Raw genomic sequence first — 18707 nt, 5'->3', positions numbered from 1 at the left:
GTGAGAGGGAACTTTTGGGATATAAAAAGTGAGAATAGATAGAGGGATCCTTTCCAACTTCTTCTGATTTTATAGAAAATTGGAGGAACCTGTTATGACAAACACACGTCGACTTTCGACCATTGCGATTTTATCAGCCATTTCATTTGTGCTGATGTACTTTGACTTTCCGCTCTTGCCAGCGGCGACCTTCCTCAAGATCGAGTTTAGTATCTTGCCAGTCCTTGTGGGCTTGGTGGTGATGGACTTGCCTGCTGCTCTAGGGATTCTCTTGTTGCGATCACTCTTGAAGTTGCTTCTCAATAGCCAGGGAGTGAATACTTACATTGGCTTGCCAATGAATATCGTAGCTCTGGGAGTTTTTGTTATCGCTTTTGGTTTGATTTGGAAAAAGGAACGTAGCACCCTTCGTTTCCTACTAGCATCTCTAGCGGGAACTGTCGGATTGACTGCGGCTATGTTGGTGCTCAACTATGTCTATGCTGTTCCTTTGTACGCGAAGTTTGCCAACTTTGATATCGGAAAAATTTTGGGACTTTCCAACTACCTAATGACTATGGTATTACCTTTTAACTTGATTGAGGGTGTAATCTTTGCCGTTTCATTCTGGTTGTTATACGTCCTCTTGAAACCAACCTTAAAACATTATGAGAGATAAACAAACATTTTTAATGAAGGGCAGTTTTGCCCTTTTACTTTTCGTCCTTCTTGGCTATATGGTCAAGTTTTACCCCGAAACGCTGGTCGGTTTTGATCAACCGCTTCAGACTACTATTCGTGGGGAATTGCCAGATTATTTGACAGTTCTGTTCCGTGCCCTTACGCATTTGATTGATATCCCAGTGATTATCACCTGGGTTGCCATCGCAGCCTTTATCTTTTATCGTAAGCAGTGGAAGATAGAAAGCTACTTCATGGCGGGTAATCTAGCCTTAGCCGGTCTTTTAATCGTGACCTTTAAAAACATCTATCAGCGCCCACGGCCAGCTATCTTACATCTAGTAGAGGAGAAGGGATTTTCTTTTCCAAGTGGCCATTCTCTGGCAGTGACACTGATGGTAGGTACTCTGATTGTCATTCTCAGTCAACGAATTAAAGATCCAGTCTGGAGAAAAATCGTACAAATCGTGCTAGGTCTCTACCTAGTCAGTGTCCTGGTGTCAAGAGTCTATCTGGGAGTTCACTATCCATCAGATGTCCTTGCCAGTCTCTGTGTAGGCTTGGGATTCCTGTTTATCGAATTTCCCTTCTATGACAAACTTCGCTTCCAATGGCGATTTAAAGGCAAGCAGAAGTGAGTATCAAATTCCTTTGAGGAGAAAGAAATGAAAGTCAGCATAAAAGCTCTCCATCCGACTCAACTATACTTATCAGAAAAGAAACTAGAAGGCATCCAGACACTTTATCAATCGGCAGAAATAATCAATGTTGCTCCAATCAGTATTCTTGCGTTCGGAGATTGCTTGTTGATTACAGATGGGCATCACAGGGCTTATCAGGCTTTATTGCTAGGTCAAGATACGATTTCTGCTGAGTGGGATAGAGATGGTGGCGATGAACTGTATTATCTCTATGCGCAAGCTTGCGAGGAAAGAAAGATTTACTCTGTTCTGGATTTAAAAAATCATATCTTACCTCAAGATGAGTATGAAGCAAAATGGTATAACTGGTGTGATGGTTTTAATCAGGCAGCAACTCTCTTATTTGAAAAGGGAAGCAGATGAAACAGATTTTACAAATAGATAATGCACTGCGTCTTGTTCCTTACTATAAGGTCAATCATTGTGAGGAAGCTTTTGCTTGGTATCAGGATGTGAACTTGGTTTACCTCGTAGATGGTGTGAAGAGTCCTTACAGTCCAGCGACCTTGGAAGCTATGTATTCCTATTTGGATCAGCACGGTGAGCTTTTTTGGATTGAAGTCAAGGAGAAGGGAGAATGGTTTCCAATTGGGGATGTTACACTATCTCAGGATAATCTCCCCATTGTGATTGGGGATTCCGCTTACCAACATCGAGGAGTTGGAAAAAAGATTCTAAGTACTTTGATTGAATTGGCTCGAGTAAAAGGATGGAAAGAATTGAGAGTCAAGGAAATCTACACCTACAATCATGCTTCTAGGAGGTGTTTCAAGTCGCTTGGATTTGTGGAAAATGGAGAAACAGAAAAAGGAACGAGTTTTATATTGAAATTAGTCTAATCTAACTTGTTTTTTAACTAAAAATCTGATAAACTATGTAGTAATCGAATAGAAATCCGCAAGACTAGTAGCCCAAGGGAAGTATATCAGGGAGGAGAGCCGTGACTGCAAGCTCTCTATATGAAAGCTGGGTGAATTCACTTGCGCATGGATTTAGAAATGAAGGTCTGACTTGTCAGATGAAAACGGATGGTACCGCGTGTCAACGCTCCGAGTGGAGTTTTTGGCATGTGGTTTTCTTTTTATCTACGAGCGACTGATGGAGGAATTATGTCAACTATTGAAGAACAATTAAAAGCGCTTCGCGAAGAAACGCTGGCTAGCTTGAAGCAGATTTCTGCTGAAAATGAAAAAGAGATGCAAGACTTGCGTGTCTCTGTCCTCGGCAAAAAGGGTTCGCTTACTGAAATCCTTAAAGGGATGAAAGATGTTTCTGCTGAGATGCGTCCAATCATTGGGAAACACGTCAATGAAGCTCGTGATATCTTGACTGCAGCCTTTGAAGAAACAGCTAAGCTTTTGGAAGAAAAGAAAGTCGCGGCTCAACTTGCTAGCGAGAGCATCGATGTGACACTTCCAGGTCGTCCAGTTGCGACTGGTCACCGTCACGTTTTGACACAAACCAGTGAGGAAATCGAAGATATTTTCATCGGGATGGGTTACCAAGTCGTGGATGGTTTTGAAGTTGAAAAAGACTACTACAACTTTGAGCGTATGAACCTTCCAAAAGACCACCCAGCTCGCGATATGCAGGACACTTTCTATATCACAGAAGAAATCTTGCTCCGTACTCACACGTCTCCAGTTCAGGCGCGTGCTATGGATGCTCATGATTTTTCGAAGGGGCCTTTGAAAATGATCTCACCAGGACGTGTGTTCCGTCGTGACACAGACGATGCGACCCACAGTCACCAATTCCACCAAATCGAAGGCTTGGTTGTTGGGAAAAACATCTCTATGGCAGATCTTCAAGGAACCCTTCAGTTGATTGTGCAAAAAATGTTTGGTGAAGAGCGCCAAATTCGTTTGCGTCCATCGTATTTCCCATTCACAGAGCCATCTGTTGAGGTGGATGTTTCTTGCTTCAAGTGTGGTGGAGAAGGCTGTAACGTATGTAAGAAAACAGGTTGGATTGAGATTATGGGGGCCGGTATGGTTCACCCACGTGTCCTTGAAATGAGTGGAATCGATGCGACTGTTTACTCTGGCTTTGCCTTTGGTCTTGGACAAGAGCGTGTCGCTATGCTCCGTAACGGAATCAACGATATTCGTGGATTCTATCAAGGAGATGTCCGCTTCTCAGAACAGTTTAAATAAGATTGAAACCTGAAACATAGTCCTATACAGTCGCTCACATTTCAAATAGTAAAAAAAGAAACGACTGACTCGAAGAAAAAGAAAGGAATTGAAAAGGTCCCGCTTGGTGGGATCTTACAATCAGAATTATGCTTGTATCTTATAAATGGTTAAAAGAATTGGTGGACATTGATGTGCCATCACAAGAGTTGGCTGAGAAAATGTCAACTACAGGGATCGAGGTCGAAGGTGTCGAATCACCAGCTGCTGGTCTCTCAAAAATTGTCGTCGGTGAGGTCTTGTCTTGCGAAGATGTGCCAGAAACACACTTGCATGTTTGTCAAGTTAACGTTGGCGAAGAAGAAGCCCGTCAGATCGTTTGTGGTGCCCCAAATGTGCGTGCTGGGATCAAGGTCATGGTAGCTCTTCCAGGAGCTCGTATCGCTGACAACTACAAAATCAAAAAAGGGAAAATCCGTGGCTTGGAGTCACTTGGAATGATCTGTTCACTTGGTGAATTGGGAATTTCTGACTCGGTTGTACCGAAGGAATTCGCAGATGGAATCCAAATCTTGCCAGAAGATGCTATTCCTGGAGATGAAGTTTTCTCTTACCTAGACTTGGATGACGAAATCATCGAACTTTCTATCACGCCAAACCGTGCAGACGCTCTATCTATGCGTGGAGTAGCGCACGAAGTGGCAGCCATCTATGACAAGGCAGTTAGCTTTAAAGAATTCAGTTTAACAGAAACAAATGAAGCTGCAGCAGAGGCCCTCTCTGTAGGCATTGAAACAGATAAGGCGCCTTACTATGCAGCCCGTATCTTGGACAATGTGACCATCGCACCAAGTCCACAATGGTTGCAAAACCTCCTCATGAACGAAGGCATCCGTCCGATTAACAATGTCGTAGACGTAACCAACTACATCCTGCTCTACTTTGGTCAACCGATGCATGCCTTTGACTTGGATACCTTTGAAGGAAGCGAGATTCGTGTGCGTGAAGCGTGTGCTGGTGAAAAATTAGTGACCTTGGACGGTGAAGAACGTGAACTTGCAGAAACTGACTTAGTCATCACTGTCGCAGACAAGCCAGTAGCCCTTGCAGGTGTCATGGGTGGTCAAGAAACCGAAATCTCTGAAAATTCTAATCGTGTTGTCCTTGAAGCTGCTGTTTTCAATGGCAAATCCATCCGCAAGACTAGCGGACGCCTCAACCTTCGTTCTGAGTCGTCTTCTCGCTTTGAAAAAGGCATTAATGTGGCAACTGTTAACGAAGCCCTTGATGCGGCAGCGAGCATGATTGCTGATCTTGCAGGTGCGACGGTGCGTAAGGGCATCGTTTCAGCAGGAGCGCTTGATACTTCTGATGTAGAAGTTTCTTCAACCCTTGCAGACGTTAACCGCGTCCTTGGTACGGAGCTTTCCTATGCTGATGTGGAAGATGTCTTCCGTCGTCTTGGCTTTGGCCTTTCTGGCAATGCAGAATCATTTACAGTCAGCGTACCCCGTCGTCGTTGGGATATCACTATCGAAGCGGACCTCTTTGAAGAAATCGCTCGTATCTATGGTTATGATCGCTTGCCAACCAGTCTTCCAAAAGACGATGGTACAGCTGGTGAATTGACTGCGACACAAAAATTGCGTCGTCAAGTTCGTACGATCGCTGAAGGAGCTGGTTTGACAGAAATCATCACCTACGCTCTGACAACTCCTGAAAAAGCAGTTGAGTTTACAGCTCAACCAAGTAACCTTACAGAACTCATGTGGCCAATGACAGTGGACCGTTCTGTCCTCCGTCAAAATATGGTCTCAGGTATCCTTGATACGGTGGCCTATAACGTGGCTCGTAAGAACAAAAACTTGGCTCTTTACGAGATTGGAAAAGTCTTTGAACAAACAGGCAATCCAAAAGAAGATCTACCAAATGAGATCAATAGCTTTGCCTTTGCCTTAACCGGCTCGGTTGCAGAAAAAGACTTCCAAACGGCAGCAGTTCCAGTTGATTTCTTCTATGCTAAGGGAATCCTTGAAGCGCTCTTTGATCGCTTGGGACTAGAAGTGACTTATACAGCAACAGCTGAGATTGCTAGCCTCCACCCAGGACGTACAGCCGTGATTTCACTCGGTGACCAAGTTCTTGGTTTCCTTGGCCAAGTGCATCCAGTCACTGCCAAGGCTTATGATATTCCAGAAACGTATGTAGCGGAGCTCAACCTTTCCGCCATCGAAGCAGCGCTTCAGCCAGCTGCTCCATTTGTGGAAATCACCAAATTCCCAGCAGTCAGCCGTGACGTGGCCCTACTCCTCAAGGCAGAAGTGACTCATCAAGAAGTTGTAGATGCTATCCAAGCTGCAGGCGTGAAACGTTTGACTGATATCAAACTCTTTGACGTCTTCTCAGGCGAAAAACTGGGAGTTGGCATGAAGTCAATGGCTTATAGCTTGACCTTCCAAAATCCAGAAGATAGCTTGACAGACGAAGAAGTAGCACGTTACATGGAAAAAATCCAAACTTCTCTCGAAGAAAAAGTTCATGCAGAAGTGCGTTAAGTTTTCAATCCATCCTTCGGGGTGGGTTTTTAGTTTCAAAAGGACAGTTCAGAAGAGAAAAGCGATAGTTGAGGAAAAATTCTCCCGGATAGTCTTTAATGGGTTATACTAAAGCTATCACTGAAGCACTTAAAATCCTTAGAGACGATATTATTTACTAGAAATTATCATGTTAGAAATGGACATAAATCGTTGTAAAGGCTGTCAAAAAGGAGTATAATAAGTGCAACATATTTCGGAGGTGGAAGATGCTAGAAGTAAGAAATCTAGAGAAAAGTTTCGGTTCCAAGCAAGTCTTGTTTGGTGTCGATTTTCAGGCAAGTCCAGGACGAATTCTAGGACTGGTCGGAAAAAATGGTGCTGGGAAAACAACGATTTTCCACAGTATTTTGAAATTTTTGGAGTACCAAGGAGAGATCAGTCTGGATGGGCAGGATATTCGTCAGGAAACTTACGCTCGGATAGGTTATTTGCCTGAAGAACGCAGTCTTATGCCCAAGTTGACCGTCCTTGAACAAGTTCGCTACTTGGCGACTCTAAAGGGCATGGATGCTAAAGAAGTCAAGGAAAAACTCCCTCAATGGATGGAAAAATTGGAAGTGAAGGGCAAATTGACCGACAAAATCAAGAGCCTCTCCAAAGGAAATCAGCAGAAAATTCAGCTGATTATCACCCTAATCCATGAGCCAGACTTGATTATCTTGGATGAGCCTTTTAGTGGTTTGGATCCAGTCAATACCGAGTTGCTCAAACAAGTCATCTTGAAAGAGAAAGAGCGTGGTGCAATCATTATCTTTTCTGACCATGTTATGACCAACGTTGAGGAACTTTGCGATGATATTCTGATGATTCGTGACGGGCGTGTGGTCTTGCATGGACCAGTTCAGGATGTCCGTAATCAATATGGGAAAACACGTCTCTTTGTTTCAAGTGAACGAAGTAAGGAAGAATTGGAAAATCTTCCTCATGTCAAACAGGTGAGCTTGACCAAGCAAGGCAGTTGGAAATTGATCCTAGATGATGAGAGCGCTGGAAGAGAACTCTTCCCAATCCTCACTCAAGGTCAATACATCGCGACCTTTGACCAACAAGCTCCAACAATCGATGAAATCTTTAAACTAGAATCAGGGGTGGAAGTATGAGAAATATGTGGGTTGTAATGAAGGAAACCTATCTTCGACATGTCAAGTCGTGGAGTTTCTTCTTTATGGTGATTTCGCCGTTCCTCTTTTTAGCCTTATCTGTAGGAATCGGCTTTCTCCAAGGGTCTTCTATGGCCAAGAATAGCAAGATAGCAGTAGTAACAACTGTGCCATCTGTGGAAGAAGGGCTCAAGGGTACCAATGGTATCAACTTTGATTATAAGGATGAAGCCAGTGCCCAGGCTGCTATCAAGTATGAGAAAATCAAGGGTTACCTAACCATTGACCAAGAGGACAGCGTCCTCAAGGCCGTCTATCATGGTGAAACTTCTCTTGAAACAGGCATCAAACTAGCAGTAACCAATAAGCTAAACGAACTGCAATACCAACTCAATCGTTCGTCAGCTAATTTGTCTCAAGAACAGGAAAAACGCCTGAGTCAAACCGTTGATTTTACTGAGAAAATTGATGAATCTAAGGAAAACAAAAAAATTGTTCAAACCATTGCGGCCGCAGGGCTTGGCTTCTTCCTTTATATGATTTTGATTACCTATGCTAGTGTCACTGCTCAGGAAGTGGCTAGCGAGAAAGGAACCAAAATCATGGAGGTGGTCTTCTCTAGTATCCGAGCAAGTCATTATTTCTACGCTCGCATGCTGGCTCTACTTCTTGTGATTTTGACTCATATTGGCATTTACGTCGTGGGTGGACTTGCTGCCATTCTGCTCTTTAAAGACATCCCTATCTTGGCACAATCTGGGATTTTAAATCATCTAGGAGAGGCCTTCTCGCTCAATACCTTATTGTTTGTCTTGGTTAGCCTCTTTATGTACGTTGTTTTAGCAGCCTTTCTAGGCTCTATGGTTTCTCGCCCTGAGGATTCAGGAAAGGCCTTGTCGCCATTGATGATCTTGATTATAGCAGGATTTGTCGGTGTGACCTCTCTAGGTGCTGCTGGGGACAATTTAGTTCTGAAAATTGGCTCCTATATTCCTTTCATCTCGACCTTCTTTATGCCGTTTAGAGCTATAAATGGGTATGCCAGTGATCTGGAAGCTTGGATTTCGCTTGCCATAACGGTTGTTTTTGCAGTCACTGCAACAGCCTTTATCGGACGCATGTATGCTAGTCTAGTCCTTCAAACAGATGATTTGGGAATCTGGAAAACCTTTAAACGTGCCTTAGCTTATAAATAGGAGAGCCTCGCAAAAGCGAGGTTTTTCTAGATGTTAAACACTGAAATCGGCAAAAATATTTTTCATATCTATTGACTTTTAGTAGTGAAATTTGGTATGATAGTAGACGGTATTGTTTACCCCATTTGTAAGGCCCCGGAACCTTTCAAATACCCCACGGACCGGAACATCCGCCCTGTAAACAAAAACGATATTCATATAGGAGAAATCATGAACAAAACTACATTCATGGCTAAACCAGGCCAAGTAGAACGCAAATGGTACGTTGTTGACGCAACTGATGTACCTCTTGGACGCCTTTCAGCAGTTGTTGCTAGCGTACTTCGCGGAAAAAACAAACCAACATTCACACCACACACTGATACAGGTGACTTCGTAATCGTTATCAATGCTGAAAAAGTTAAATTGACTGGTAAAAAAGCAACTGATAAGATCTACTACACTCACTCAAACCACCCAGGTGGATTGAAACAAATCTCTGCTGGTGAACTTCGTTCTAAAAATGCAGTACGTTTGATCGAAAAATCAGTTAAAGGTATGCTTCCACACAATACTCTTGGCCGCGCTCAAGGTATGAAATTGAAAGTATTCGTTGGAGCTGAGCACACTCACGCTGCACAACAACCAGAAGTTCTTGATATTTCAGGACTTATCTAAGGAAAGGAACAATAAAGTATGTCACAAGCACAATATGCAGGTACTGGACGTCGTAAAAACGCTGTTGCACGCGTTCGCCTTGTTCCAGGAACTGGTAAAATCACCGTTAACAAAAAAGATGTTGAAGAGTACATCCCACACGCTGACCTTCGTCTTGTTATCAACCAACCATTCGCAGTTACTTCAACTGTAGGTTCATACGACGTTTTCGTTAATGTTGTAGGTGGTGGATACGCTGGTCAATCAGGAGCTATCCGTCACGGTATCGCTCGTGCTCTTCTTCAAGTAGACCCAGACTTCCGCGATTCATTGAAACGCGCAGGACTTCTTACACGTGACTCACGTAAAGTTGAGCGTAAGAAGCCAGGTCTTAAGAAAGCTCGTAAAGCATCACAATTTAGTAAACGTTAATCAATACGATTTTATCAACGTTTCAAAGCACTTCATGGTTCATACCATGGGGTGTTTTTTTGATGATTTTTAGCAAAATTCACACTATTGTTTCTTTGCATTCAACTCAAATCCTTCTGGTCAAATTATTAACAAGTCTTCAAGAAGAGTGATTGGTGAAATAGGCTGTTTGAGGCTTTTATGCTATACTAGTTTTAACGACAATCTTCTATTTCTAAAGCAACAATAGATCCGTAATTTGTTTTTAATTAAGGAGTTTGGGATTGTAAGAGGGAGATGATATATCTGAAGGAGCATCAATATGAAAAAACGTGCCTTGATTTTACTGGTTTTGTCCATTGTAGTATTTGGAGGAGGCGCATGGCTAGCACAGGAAACAAATCTATTTCTAAGTCCGCGAGCCAAGCAGTTGGCTTATTTAAAGGAGCATGAAGAGGAGATTAAGGATTTTGTAAAATCCCAAAATCCAAAGATAGAATCTGTTCAAATTGATTGGAGACAGACACAATGGGATAAGGTAGGAAATGGTACACCTCAAGGAGGAGGAGATATTATTGATGTTTATGGAACGTTTAATAACATTGATAATTCTGGTTGGCATGTAATGATAATTGTAGATGATGGAAAAGTTGATTTAGCTTCGATGACATTAGTTAATGGGCTAGGCATTGGGGGTAAACTGCTTGACTAATAGCAACTTAAAAAATTTTGATAATTTTTACTCAAATTTAATATTACTAATTCTCTACTAACTTAGAATACTTGCTAAAAGTATTTTTTTACAATTATGATATAATAAATTTAGATTCCGCTATATAGGAGGAAAGAAATGAAAAAATGTACTTTACTTTGGCTAGTTTTAGCTCTTGTAGTATTTGGAGGAGGCGCATGGATGGCACAAGAAACAAATCTATTTGGAGGAATAACTCTGAGCCCACGGGCTAAGCAGTTAGCTTATCTGAAGGAGCATGAAGAAGAGATTAAAGAGTTTGTAAAATCTTTAAATCCTAAAGTAGAATCTGTTCAGATTGATTGGGATGAAACAATGTGGGAAAAAGTTGGAAATGGAACTCCACAAGGGGGAGGTAATGTTGTAATAGTTGGAGGAGGTTTTAATAATATAGAGGGCTCAACTTGGCAAGTAATTTTTGAAATTGAGGATGGACGAGTTGTTTTTGATACTATGACGCAAGGCAGTCCATTGCGAGTAGGAGGAAGGATTTTTGACTAATAGTAACTTAAAAACCTTTGATAATTTTTATGCAGATTTAGCTCAGTCTGCTTATCTAGGGAGGCCGGTTAGGTTTCCCTATGAGTCTCAATTGAAAGATATTAGAAAATTGTTAGATAATGGAGATTCTCTAGAATTTGATTTCTCTCAAGATACTAAGATTTATAACAAGGATAAAAAAGAATGGGAAATCACTCCCGGAGGGAAACATCTTCCCCATAATGGTAAGGTTTACCTGCAGCCAGATTCTGATTTACATACTGTGGAAGACACGATAAAACTCCAAGTTGGTGATCCTGGAGGAGGGGTTCACCAAGAAGAGTATCCTATCAAACGCTATCAAAAAGGACTCTTAACTGATGAGAAAGCTGGTTTTAATGCCTACTATTTAACGGATACGCCAACCTTGACTAATGATACCAAGAAAACCTATATGACTATCCGCGGAAGTGATGCTATCAGTATAGAGAATTTGAACGACTGGATTGACAACGATGCTCAGTTTGCGCTCAACCATATCCATACGCCGCAAGCCAAGTTAGCAACAGTAGGAATGAAAACGAAGATCGCTGAGATGCGCGAAAAGGCTCCAAATGCGACGATGGACATCACAGCTCACTCCCTAGGAACCATTGTCTCTGCGCAAGGGGTAGCTGGCCTCAGTGATCAAGAACTGGAGAAAATCGGCAAAGTAGTCCTCTTTGACGGTCCGGACACGACAAAGAGTTTAAAGAAAATGGGCCTCAGTGATGAGAAAATCAAAAAGATTAGCGAAAAAATCGAGTACTATGTCAATCCATTTGATGTCGTGGGGATGCTTAATCGTGAGCATACCATTACCAAATTACCTGGGGACTCCGATGAACCCCTTAAGAAACCCGTCGGTAAAGTCAATGTCCTTGTCCCCCTTCATTATACCCAAATTACTGATCCGGAAAGCTCCCATGACTTTGGTGTTTTCCAATCGGATGGAAAAGGAAATTTATTGACTGCGTCTGAGGATTTTCACCCAGAATTGCTCAGGGCTGGTGAAAAGCTGGCTCGATTAATTGCAACAACCTTGGGTGTTCTAAGAACTTTAGGAGTTGATGAAAATGCAGCCTCAAATGTTTTAAATGCCATTATGAGGGGGGAAATCGTAAATAAGGCATCTATCGGATATGGCTTTTATGAGAATTTTAAAACAGAGTATAGTAAAATTGTCGAAGAAGCTCGTCAGGAATCTATAAAATGGGATAGAGAAGCTATTCCTCGTTATCAGGAACAACTGAGAAATGGTAATCTTACAGGAGAAAAGAGAATTTTGGTCCGAGCTCAGTTGCTTCAGACAGCAGCCCAGTTGGCAAATTTTGACATGGAAGACAAAGTTAAATCTGTGAAAACCTTACTTTCAGATGCTAAGGAAGATATTCAAAACATGATAAAAGAAACAAGACAGACAGCGTTTGACATGGTTGGATATTTGTCAAGTTCAGAAGTTACAAATCTACTTTCTGGTTTTGACACAATAAGCTTTTGGGATGAAGGCGTTGCAAGTGACACGAAGACTGCAGCAACATCCTTCCTGACACAAATCGAGCAACTAGGGGAAAGCCTGGTTAAAGCTAGTGGTTCCTTTGAAACCATAGATACAGATAGTGCTGAAGATTTTAACAATCTATTGGCGGATGTAAAACAAACATGGAGGGGAAAAAATGTTAGTCCTAACGGATGAGGATACTTTAATTACAAGAGAGCAACTCGACAGTGGCTTCAAAGAAAGAATGAAGGAACAAGAACGCCAAGCAGTCAGGGCCTTAGTAACTGCAAAAGAACTGTCAATCCTTGCTAAAGGAATGGAGTTAGCTAAAAAGTTGCAAGAAGCAGCTTCAGATATGCAAGAGTACGCTTCTAAGACTTATGTAAACAATATTAAGGGTGGATTTGAGGGCAAGGCCGCTGATGCTGCCGAAACTTACTTGACCCAGACCATGCAAACCCCTACTTTACAAAGTCCGATCAAAAACTAGGAGAAAACTCGTCATGGATAAAAAGGAACTTCAGAAACTAGAGGATGAGCATAATCGTAAATTACGAGACTTAGAGCGTTTGGAGATGGATTTGGATGATGATTTCCACAAGTTTAGTAGGGAGACGGATCATCTCCTAGAGGCGCTTTCCTATGCATGCAGAGACAGTAGTTTTGCTGAAATTCAACCATATATCTTTGAGATAGAGAACAATTTGGATAACTATCATCAACTTTACAAGAGTCGTATAGAGAATGTGTTGGAAGCTCGTCATCAAGAGAATAAAAACTTTCATAGAAAGTTAGAAGAAAAGAACGTTTAACAAATATACCTTATAAAAGAAGGATGATATGAGTTTGTTATACTTTGTTATTATAAATAAAAAAAGAAGTAATTATACAAGAAAAGTAGATAATTTAATCCTTCTTACTAGTTTTTAGATGGAAACAGCTCTTATTTTTTATAAATAGAATAAAAAATGAATTTTAAACTTGCAATTGAGGCAAATTATTGATATAATGAGGGCATAAATTAATATAAAGGAGTTTCACATGGCTTTAATTCAATTAACAACAGAAGAATTGCGCACCTCTGCTCAAAAGTACACTCAAGGTTCTGAGGAAGTAAGACAAGTACTTCGTACATTGACTCAAGAGCAAAATACTATCCGAGACAACTGGAAAGGTGCTGCTTTTGAGAGCTTTGATCGCCAATTCACAGAATTGTCTCCAAAAATTGAGGAGTTTGCAACTTTGCTTGATGAAATCAATGCACAGTTGAACAAGGTTGCTGAAATTGTTGAACAAAACGACCAAGATCTTGCATCACAAATTTAATTTGTTATATAAGTGGCTTTAGGAGGGCGAGAGCCTTCCTATTTTTTATGACGGAGAAGATTTAAAGTAATATGAAGAAGAATAGAATTTTTAAATATATAGGAAGTAGTCTGCTGGCATTAGGATTGCTTGCATTGATTATTTTTTTGAATCTATCTGTTCAAAAAAATACAACGATTAGCAATGAAAATAATGCAAAGGCTAATCAGCAGACAAAATTAAATGTAGCTATCGTAAATGAAGATAAGCCTGTCTACGTAGATACAAAAGAATACAATCTAGGTGCTAGTTATGTAAAAAATATCGAGCGTGATAATTCACAAAACTGGTCTGTTGTCCCTCGTGGAGCAGCTGATTCTGGGTTAGAAAGTGGGAAATACCAACTCGTTTTAACAATTCCTAGTGACTTTTCTGAAAAAATACTCGATATTAACAGCATCAATGTTGATAAGACAACCATCAATTATAAGGTGAATGCGCAAGGAAATTTGCAAGTAGAAAATGATGCAAATAAACTAGCGAAAGATATTGTTGCTGATTTGAATGGTCAGTTAGTCGATATGTATATGGCTAGTATTTTGAACAACCTTTATACAGCACAAAAGAATGTTCAAGCCAGCTCACAGATACAAGCGACCAATATCGGAAACTATCGTACGAATTTATATAATACAGCTATCAACTCTAAAAATCTTTTCCCAACTCTCTATAGTATGTCTAGTTCTTCTGTTGACGCCAACAGTGCTTTAAAGACAGGTTTGGATAGTTATTCTCAGATTTTTGGTCGTTATGACGTTTCACAGATTGCCTATGGTAAAAAGCTTGACACTCTGCTTCAGGATAGGGTCACTGAGAAGAAAAATCATGCGGATGTTATCACTGGGCTCATTTCTCAGAGTCGGGAAGACGTTAAGGGACAAATTGAAACCTATAAGGAATTAATTAAAGCTCAAGGTAATCTGACTTCTAATATAGACGGAACAGCAGCATCCTCTGATGGTACGTCATCTGAAGTTGAGGTTTACTATAAAAAAGTAGCAGATAATATCAGCGCAGAGATTGCTACTTTAGAGACCAATCTAACAGATGAAAGAACCAAGTTTGAGAATCATAAAAAAGATATTCGTAACTTTGTCGATGAGAAATTAGCCACTTACTATGGGACAAGTGAGAAGAGCAAAATCACTCTTAAGCAATTTTTGGATACAGCTGCAAACAAAGACCTAGAGAAGGCTGTAGAATCTCTCAAAGAGCAGTTGGCTTCTGCAATCTCAGAATTACCCAAAGAAGACTTTAGTGGAAAAGAATTTAGTGGTTTTGGTATGACACCAATCACAATTCCTTCTGTAAACTATACTGAATTAAAAACAATCAAAGAGCCTAGTGACGAAATCAATTCGACTGATTTGAAGAATTTGGAAGATCTGGCAATCACGAGTACGAGTGCTGTTGGACGAACAGGAACAAAGGCTAAGGTATCATGGAAAGCTGAATCAGGAGTGACAGTTCACTCAGTCACTTATGATGGTACACCAGTTGAGTTTGGTCAAGAAATTGATTTGAAGACGGGTGGGACTTTTAAAGTAGCCTATAGTGTTGCAGAGGCAGCTCCGACTCCAACTACAGGTTCAACCGGGACTCCAAGCCCAGCTCCAAAAGCAGAGCTAAAATCAATTAATATTTCCTTGAATGATGTCCAAGCAGCCAGTGCTCCAGTAGATGTGTTACGTGTTCAGCAAGCAGCAGTGAGTTATGGACAAAAGGTTCAGAAAATAGCTTCTGACTACCAAAAGGTGGAAGCACTCAGACAAGCATACAATGCTGTCAAAGAGTTACGAGATAGTGATGTAACAGATGCTTTGTCAAATATTTGGCTTGAAGCTATTAGTTCAAATCTGAAGAAATATGAAGACAGCTTAACTACACCTGCTAGCGATAAAGAAACTGATGGTGTCAAAGGGAAAGTAGATAAAGCCTTGTCAGCACTGACTAAACTGAAGCCTGTTCTAGAAAAAAATGTGCAGGATGTTTTGACTACCAACCAAGAATTGAATACAAAAATCAATGAACAGTTAGAGTTGTACAAGAAGTTGGAAAAGAAACTAGATGATTTGGTTGAGGAGCAAGGGAAAGGCAATGATGCTTTTGAAGAGACTAATAATCAACTGAAGACTCTAAATACTGATTATGCAACTCTCTTATCAGAAACTAAGGGTGTGAAGGAGTCTTCTCAAAGCAATGTCAAGGCGGCTGAGTCTGTTAATGAGACTTTAAGTAATTTCAATCGTGAATTGTCAAACGCTCAAACAAGTACTGAAAAGTTGTCACAAGATGCCGACTCCTTGATGACGCAGTTTAACGAAGAATTGACTAACAATGGAAACTTTGTAGAATCCTTTGTGAAGGTTCTGAATAATGCCTATCAAAATGGGGTACCAAATGAAGTGTTGTTGAACTTCTTATCCAATCCTGTTACCCAAAATGCTACTTCAGTAAAAGCGACTGTCAATGTTTACCGTCCATTTACATGGATTTTACTATTGGAGATTGTTAGCCTCTTTACAGCCTATCTGTTTGCAACTCAAAACGTTATTCGCAAAGTCAAAGATAAGTTCAAACTTGATAAGTTACATGATACAGACTTGATGACGGTAACCATCCTATCTGCTTTAAGTCTCGTTGTCGGATTGGTAGTTGGTGTTGTATCAAGTGTTCAGCTACAGGTTGGCCGTGAATATCAACCATCTTGGGTTCTATTAATTGTTTTAGCCGCATTTGTACTGATTCAAGGACAATATCTATTGCTTAAACATTTCCGAGTGATTGGTATGGGACTCTCCTTCTTTATGATGATTAGCTTTGTCTACCTATCAAATGCTATTGGGACAACAGCAAGTCTAACTGGTTTCCCAGCATTTATCAAAAATCTCAATGCGTTATCGATATTAGAAGGTTTGCTCTCAGGATACTTTGATGGACATCCAGCAGCAATTATCGCTTTTGTTGCAACGATTGTTGTCATAGCTGTTTTACTTGTTATAAATGTTTTTATCAGAGAAAGTAGTTTGTGGTTTCAAGCAAGCCAAGCTGAGAAAGAATAGAAATTAGAAATATGAAGAAAATCATTCTTTTCCTTCTTACCTTAGTAACATGTGCAGCAGTCTCTGGGGCTGCTGCAGATGATTTGAAGGATAACAGTCTGCAGATTGATGATTCCCGACTTGAAAAGAAAGAGGGATTGAAATTTGGTCTACAGTCTGAACAAATCAAGGAGCTTTTTAATGAAGCGACTCAAAAGAGGTTGCAGGACATGCAACAGCATCAAGAGGAACAGTTGATCACAGAAAGGGGCCAACTGTTTTCTGCTATACAGAGACCAGTGAAAAAATCTTCTGAAGAACAGTTGTTTCAGCCCAATGCTCAAAAAACAATCAAGTTCCAAACAAATATAGGCCATGTAGAAAAAGGTGGTCTGAATGACTTTCTTCCGGAGATATTCTATGTGGTGTTGATTTTCTTGCTTTTTGGAGCAACGGCAGTAATGAGTTATCGTGTGATGGTAGAAGGGATGGACTAATTTTACAACTAGTCTGTCTAAATAACTTAGAAAAGGATAAACCAGACATAGGAGGCGTGTAAAAGGTGGAGCAACATATCAATATTACCCTACGTTTGAGAGAAAGAGATGTGGATATTCGCATTCCACGGCGAATTGAAGTGCGCCGGCTGGTGCGAGAAGTGGATACGATTTTTAATCCAGGTATCAAGCGAAAAAAATATCAATTAAGAATTGTCAATAAAGGTTTGTTGATTGATGAAGGGAAACATCTGTCTGATTATCCTATGACGACAGGAGATTTAGTAGAAATTGAGGAGATATAGGTGGCTGAAGAAAAATTTGAATTTGGTGGACAGTCGTTTGTCTATGAAAAAAATGAAACAAACTGGGAATTAAAACTCAAACGTTCAGATGTTGCGAGTCAAGATTTACGGGAACTCTTACTATTGGATTTACATCATCCATTCTTTTTGGAGCAATCGATGGTGTCTGATGAGGATAGTGTCACCTTCTCCTATCAAGTCGAAGCACATGGACTGACTTATGAGGAAATAAAGGAATGTACCATTTCGGAAAGAATCCGTTTGGCCCTAAACGTTTTTCGTCTAGAGGGCGCCTTGGAGTTACCTGTGACTTTCCTTTTGCACCCAGTAAATCTCTTTATTACCAAGGATGCTCAAGCTAAGATTGCTTATCGTGGAATTCCTGGTCTGATGGTTCCTCAATCCATATCCTCAGAAGATTTTTTACGCCAGGCTAAATGTTTTACAGTAACACTATTTAGCGATTTGGATTTCATGGATCTTTATAATGGTTCCTTGGAATTAGAGACCTTGCCAGACTTCTTAAATGACCTATGTCAGGCAGATGATATAGAGGCTGCAGTAGCTGTTTTGGAGAAGTACTACACGGAGAAGGCTGCGAAAGAACGGGCAGATTTGGTCTTGGTTCCAAGTAGACGCCATCGTGTCTTTAAATTGGCAACGATTTGGTTAACAGCCAGCGTTGTCTTGCTAATCGTTCCACTGATCTATCTGATTTTTGTGCAAAATCCTTTCAAAGAAAAGATGTTGCAGGCTGATACTGCCTTTATTAAAGTGGATTATAGTGGTGTTATTACAGAATTAGAGAGAATTGATCCAGCTAGCTTGCCGAATACGCAAAAGTATGAGTTGGCTTACTCTTATATTCAGGGGTTGGAATTTTCTTCTGAACAAAAGAAAGTCATCTTGAACAACGTAACACTCAAGTCAGATGAGCTTTATTTGACTTACTGGATCCAGGTTGGGCGCAATCGTTTTGAAGAGGCTCTTGATATTGCCAAACGGATTAACGACAGTGACTTGATTCTCTACGCTTTGACTCAGGAAATCAAGCAGGTTCGAGAAGATGGTAACTTGTCAGGAAAAGACCGTGAAAGTAAGTTGAATACTTTGGAAAGCGAGTATAAGAAATACTGGGATAGTCGAAGTGAGCTACTAACGAGTGAATCAAGCTCCAATGCTTCTACAACTCCTAACCCTCAAGACAAGGCTTCTGAAAGCAAACCGTCATCTGAGAAGAAACCTGTTCCAAGTAGCTCCTCTAGCAATTAAAGTAGACCAAGGAGAGAAAT

The 18707-nt window shown here is 40.7% G+C and carries 19 protein-coding genes and 1 pseudogene; all 20 read left to right on the top strand.

Annotated features, from left to right (window positions below):
* Positions 1–94 precede the first annotated feature (94 nt).
* Positions 95–658: an ECF transporter S component gene (locus M1G01_RS08095; protein WP_000185844.1), complete on the top strand. Its 564-nt coding sequence runs from the start codon at positions 95–97 to the stop codon at positions 656–658.
* Positions 648–1298, top strand: a complete 651-nt coding sequence (locus M1G01_RS08090) for a phosphatase PAP2 family protein (RefSeq protein ID WP_247931568.1) — start codon at positions 648–650, stop codon at positions 1296–1298. Before M1G01_RS08095 ends, M1G01_RS08090 begins: the two co-directional genes overlap by 11 nt.
* A gap of 27 nt (positions 1299–1325) precedes the next feature.
* Positions 1326–1746: pseudogene (locus M1G01_RS08085) on the top strand (chromosome partitioning protein ParB).
* A 4-nt stretch (positions 1747–1750) separates the two neighbouring features.
* Complete coding sequence (locus M1G01_RS08080) at positions 1751–2200, top strand: GNAT family N-acetyltransferase (RefSeq protein ID WP_247931604.1); 450 nt, start codon at positions 1751–1753, stop codon at positions 2198–2200.
* 270 nt (positions 2201–2470) lie between these two features.
* Complete coding sequence (gene pheS, locus M1G01_RS08075; RefSeq protein ID WP_247931567.1) at positions 2471–3517, top strand: phenylalanine--tRNA ligase subunit alpha; 1047 nt, start codon at positions 2471–2473, stop codon at positions 3515–3517.
* A gap of 128 nt (positions 3518–3645) precedes the next feature.
* The gene (pheT, locus tag M1G01_RS08070; protein WP_247931566.1) at positions 3646–6051 is read left to right on the top strand and encodes a phenylalanine--tRNA ligase subunit beta; all 2406 of its coding nucleotides are present in this window, start codon (positions 3646–3648) and stop codon (positions 6049–6051) included.
* A 248-nt stretch (positions 6052–6299) separates the two neighbouring features.
* Positions 6300–7193 (top strand): ABC transporter ATP-binding protein, encoded by an 894-nt coding sequence (locus M1G01_RS08065; protein ID WP_247931565.1) that lies wholly within the window; start codon positions 6300–6302, stop codon positions 7191–7193.
* Complete coding sequence (locus tag M1G01_RS08060; RefSeq protein ID WP_247931564.1) at positions 7190–8389, top strand: ABC transporter permease; 1200 nt, start codon at positions 7190–7192, stop codon at positions 8387–8389. The genes M1G01_RS08065 and M1G01_RS08060 overlap by 4 nt, the downstream gene beginning before the upstream one ends.
* Positions 8390–8599: 210 nt before the next feature.
* On the top strand, positions 8600–9046 hold the full coding sequence (gene rplM / locus M1G01_RS08055; RefSeq protein ID WP_001044624.1) for a 50S ribosomal protein L13: 447 nt from the start codon (positions 8600–8602) through the stop codon (positions 9044–9046).
* An 18-nt stretch (positions 9047–9064) separates the two neighbouring features.
* Positions 9065–9457 carry a 30S ribosomal protein S9 gene (gene rpsI / locus M1G01_RS08050; protein ID WP_000075973.1) on the top strand — a complete coding sequence of 131 codons (393 nt, stop codon included), beginning with the start codon at positions 9065–9067 and terminating at the stop codon, positions 9455–9457.
* 301 nt (positions 9458–9758) lie between these two features.
* Positions 9759–10148 (top strand): hypothetical protein, encoded by a 390-nt coding sequence (locus tag M1G01_RS08045; protein ID WP_247931563.1) that lies wholly within the window; start codon positions 9759–9761, stop codon positions 10146–10148.
* A gap of 138 nt (positions 10149–10286) precedes the next feature.
* Positions 10287–10688 (top strand): hypothetical protein, encoded by a 402-nt coding sequence (locus tag M1G01_RS08040; RefSeq protein WP_247931562.1) that lies wholly within the window; start codon positions 10287–10289, stop codon positions 10686–10688.
* The gene (locus M1G01_RS08035) at positions 10681–12402 is read left to right on the top strand and encodes an Mbeg1-like protein (RefSeq protein WP_247931561.1); all 1722 of its coding nucleotides are present in this window, start codon (positions 10681–10683) and stop codon (positions 12400–12402) included. Before M1G01_RS08040 ends, M1G01_RS08035 begins: the two co-directional genes overlap by 8 nt.
* Positions 12383–12697 carry a hypothetical protein gene (locus tag M1G01_RS08030; protein WP_247931560.1) on the top strand — a complete coding sequence of 105 codons (315 nt, stop codon included), beginning with the start codon at positions 12383–12385 and terminating at the stop codon, positions 12695–12697. The genes M1G01_RS08035 and M1G01_RS08030 overlap by 20 nt, the downstream gene beginning before the upstream one ends.
* Before the next feature lie 13 nt (positions 12698–12710).
* The gene (locus M1G01_RS08025; protein WP_000358232.1) at positions 12711–13019 is read left to right on the top strand and encodes a hypothetical protein; all 309 of its coding nucleotides are present in this window, start codon (positions 12711–12713) and stop codon (positions 13017–13019) included.
* 229 nt (positions 13020–13248) lie between these two features.
* Positions 13249–13533: a WXG100 family type VII secretion target gene (locus tag M1G01_RS08020; RefSeq protein WP_001173991.1), complete on the top strand. Its 285-nt coding sequence runs from the start codon at positions 13249–13251 to the stop codon at positions 13531–13533.
* 71 nt (positions 13534–13604) lie between these two features.
* On the top strand, positions 13605–16634 hold the full coding sequence (esaA, locus tag M1G01_RS08015) for a type VII secretion protein EsaA (RefSeq protein WP_247931559.1): 3030 nt from the start codon (positions 13605–13607) through the stop codon (positions 16632–16634).
* An 11-nt stretch (positions 16635–16645) separates the two neighbouring features.
* Complete coding sequence (gene essA / locus M1G01_RS08010; protein ID WP_000720507.1) at positions 16646–17110, top strand: type VII secretion protein EssA; 465 nt, start codon at positions 16646–16648, stop codon at positions 17108–17110.
* Positions 17111–17175: 65 nt separating this feature from the next.
* Entirely contained in the window at positions 17176–17415 is a 240-nt protein-coding gene (locus M1G01_RS08005) for an EsaB/YukD family protein (protein WP_000434883.1), read from the top strand.
* Positions 17416–18687: a type VII secretion protein EssB gene (essB, locus tag M1G01_RS08000; protein WP_247931558.1), complete on the top strand. Its 1272-nt coding sequence runs from the start codon at positions 17416–17418 to the stop codon at positions 18685–18687.
* Positions 18688–18707 lie beyond the last annotated feature (20 nt).

It is taken from the genome of Streptococcus oralis (assembly GCF_023110055.1).
GTDB classification, from domain to species: domain Bacteria; phylum Bacillota; class Bacilli; order Lactobacillales; family Streptococcaceae; genus Streptococcus; species Streptococcus oralis_BY.
Note: the sequence above shows the minus strand (reverse complement) of the source record. Positions and strands in the feature narration are given on the sequence as shown.